The sequence below is a fragment of the Pedobacter sp. ASV12 genome (assembly GCF_016429155.1).
In the GTDB taxonomy this organism is placed as follows: Bacteria; Bacteroidota; Bacteroidia; order Sphingobacteriales; family Sphingobacteriaceae; genus Pedobacter.
In genome coordinates this window covers 1-2,915 of record NZ_JAELUC010000158.1, presented here as the reverse complement: position 1 = coordinate 2,915, position 2,915 = coordinate 1, and the positions used below count along the sequence as shown (strand labels likewise).

The window sequence follows — 2,915 nt, the reverse complement described above, 5'->3', positions numbered from 1 at the left end:
CCCCCCCCCCCCCCCCCCCCCCCCCCCCCATCTCAAGCAGAAGACGGCATACGCGATCATGAGTACTGTCTCGTGGGCTCGGAGATGTGTATAAGAGACAGGTAGATGGCGGGGCCCTGCAAAATGTAAACAAGGCACTAGCAAACAGGTAAAATCAAACGTTCAAGCATTATTAATCTTATTTAAAAGTAAAACGATGAAAAAAAACATGGGGAACGCCGACAAAACATTACGCATCATGAGTGCTATTGTTATTGCAGCTTTGTACTTCACAAATGTGATTTCGGGAACTGCAGCTATTATTTTGGGCATAATTGCCTTGGCATTTGTCCTCACTTCGTTGATGGGCTTTTGCCCACTTTATTTTCCGTTTAACATCAGTACAACCAAGAATAAAAATTAAACAATGAAAGCGGTCGTTTTGAAAAACTGGAATATGATGCGTATGCTGCGCTTAGTAATAGGTATATTTATCATATCGCAAGGTATGTTAGCCCAAGAATGGGCACTAATTGCAATGGGCAGTATTTTTTCGGTATTAGCAGTCCTTAACATAGGTTGCTGTGATAGGTGTTTGCCTAACACACCAAAAGCCAGGAACCATAAGTCTGTTGCGGCAGAAGAAATTACCTTCGAGGAGGTAAAGTGAAAGACAAAAAACAAATGATATGACTTTTCAAGAAATCATCAATCAAGATAAACCGGTTTTAGTAGATTTTTTTGCGGAATGGTGTGGCCCATGCAAAATGATGGCCCCTATGTTGGAAGATCTAAAAAAACGGGTAAGCGATAAAGCTAGCATCATTAAAATTGATGTAGACAAAAATCAAAATGCCGCAGCCGCCTACCGCGTAAGTGGCGTTCCAACACTCATTTTATTCAAAAAAGGAGAAATAAGATGGCGACAATCGGGGGTGGTACCGGTTTCTGATTTAGAGAAATTAATCAACGAAAACCTATAATATGACGGAATTTTTAAAACAGCCCTGGCCTTGGTACATCGCTGGGCCGTTAATAGGATTAACTGTGCCTGCGCTTTTGATATTAGGTAATAAATCTTTTGGGATTAGTTCGTCATTAAGACATATATGTGCCTCGTGCTTTCCTGCTAACATCCCGTTTTTTACCTACGATTGGAAAAAAGAAGTTTGGAATTTGGTTTTTGTGTTCGGTATATTTTTGGGTGGCGCAATTGCCATTAACTTTTTACCGAACCCCAATCCTATTGACATCAATCCGAAACTGGCTAGTGAATTAGCAGGTTATGGAATTACTAATTATGATCATCTGGTGCCAACCGATGTAATGAGCTGGGCATCATTGCTTACCCTTCGAGGCTTCCTACTCATGGTTATAGGTGGTTTTTTGGTGGGTTTTGGTACTCGTTACGCTGGTGGTTGTACCAGTGGACATGCCATTATGGGCCTTTCTAATCTGCAATGGCCTTCATTAATCGCAACAATGAGCTTTATGGTAGGTGGACTGATCATGGCCAACCTAATTCTACCCCATATTTTATCTCTTTAAAAAATTATTATGCAGCAAAGTACAAATACAGATTTTGAAGTACGTTCTTTGGACGCCATGTGCGTTAACGAAAGTCATTTGGCACATCGGTGGTATCATAATATAAAATACTTGGTTGTAGGGGTGTTGTTTGGTGTGGTTTTCGTTAAGTCGGAGGTGGTTAGTTGGTTTCGCATCCAAGAAATGTTCCGCTTGCAATCGTTTCACATGTACGGCATTATTGGTAGTGCTATAGCGGTAGGTATGATTTCAGTTTGGCTCATCAAGAAATTCAACATCAAAACCATATATGGCGAAACCATCGAACTTCACCCCAAAACCTTCAATAAGGGCCAGATATATGGCGGGTTGCTATTCGGCTTAGGCTGGGCAATTACGGGCGCCTGTCCAGGTCCGTTATTTGCACAAATTGGCACTGGGGCAACCGTAATTGTAGTTACGCTTTTAAGTGCCATTGCGGGCACTTGGGTATACGGTTGGCTAAGGGATAAATTGCCACATTAAGTTTATGCTTTTTTGCAGCCTTTCATGTGGCATGTTAATCCATATTAAATCAAGTTGAAGCTTGCTGGATTTTTTACTGCTGCCTGCCTAACTCACATTGTTAGCAAATAACAGCGACGTATCAATTTGCGGAAGCGCCTGAAAAATTCATCATTTCTGATGATACCAAGATAACTAAGAATCTCAATTTTATTCAAATTGCTCTATATCCTCCTCACAAGCAGATCTATTATCACTGATCTGAAAATTTATATATACCTTTTAAAACTCAAAAGTGGAATTTTCGAAAGAATAGATAAGGATTGGACCTTAGGTGGATAAAATATAGAATCGAAGTAAGTTGTAGATTGATTTATAAAAAAAACAATCAATGAAGGTTTAACTTTTTTGATGGCGAGATTAATATCTTCATCCAATGTATTATTAACGCTTTTTAAGACATATTTTACTTTAATTTCAGCTTTCGTTCTTTTAAGTAGCCTGGTTTCTATTGTAGTAATTTTAGGCAAGGTTTCTGTTGGTAAAACAATATGCAGCATCTTTATTGCAATTTTAAGAGGACTGGCAAATTCCAATATCTTTTTAATCTCTTTTTGATAATTGATCATATCGGTAGCATAACAAAGACTATGGAGGGCCTTTGCTTTATAAGAGCTAGGTATGCTAATTATGGGAATTCTTGTTTTTACAATTAACTTACTGGCGATCGTGCCAATTACTTTTTTGGAGTTTCCTGCACCTCGGATACTGGTGCATATATAAATGCAGCGATGTTTTGTAGCACAATCTAAAATAGAGGTGATTGTATTCTGTCTCTTATACACATCTAAAAAGGGGGGGGGGGGGGGGGGGGGGGGGGGGGGGGGGGGGGGGGGGGGGGGGGG

The 2,915-nt window shown here is 40.0% G+C and carries 4 protein-coding genes and 1 pseudogene; 4 read left to right on the top strand and 1 reads right to left on the bottom strand.

Features of this window, described 5'->3' with window-relative positions; genetic code table 11:
• The first annotated feature begins 196 nt into the window (after window positions 1-196).
• From JHD69_RS19365 to JHD69_RS19350, 4 genes and pseudogenes are all read left to right on the top strand, one after another.
• Window positions 197-403 (top strand): YgaP family membrane protein, encoded by a 207-nt coding sequence (locus tag JHD69_RS19365; RefSeq protein ID WP_199141984.1) that lies wholly within the window; start codon window positions 197-199, stop codon window positions 401-403.
• Between the two features lie 262 nt (window positions 404-665).
• Window positions 666-962 (top strand): annotated as a pseudogene (gene trxA / locus JHD69_RS19360) (thioredoxin); the annotation flags it as partial.
• A 1-nt stretch (window position 963) separates the two neighbouring features.
• A complete protein-coding gene (locus JHD69_RS19355) occupies window positions 964-1,527 on the top strand; it encodes a YeeE/YedE family protein (protein ID WP_199141982.1) in 564 nt (187 codons plus the stop codon).
• A gap of 9 nt (window positions 1,528-1,536) precedes the next feature.
• Complete coding sequence (locus tag JHD69_RS19350) at window positions 1,537-2,031, top strand: DUF6691 family protein (protein ID WP_199141981.1); 495 nt, start codon at window positions 1,537-1,539, stop codon at window positions 2,029-2,031.
• A 248-nt stretch (window positions 2,032-2,279) separates the two neighbouring features.
• Here JHD69_RS19350 and JHD69_RS19345 read toward each other — a convergent pair whose 3' ends face one another.
• Entirely contained in the window at window positions 2,280-2,639 is a 360-nt protein-coding gene (locus JHD69_RS19345) for a hypothetical protein (protein WP_199141980.1), read from the bottom strand.
• Between the last annotated feature and the right edge of the window lie 276 nt (window positions 2,640-2,915).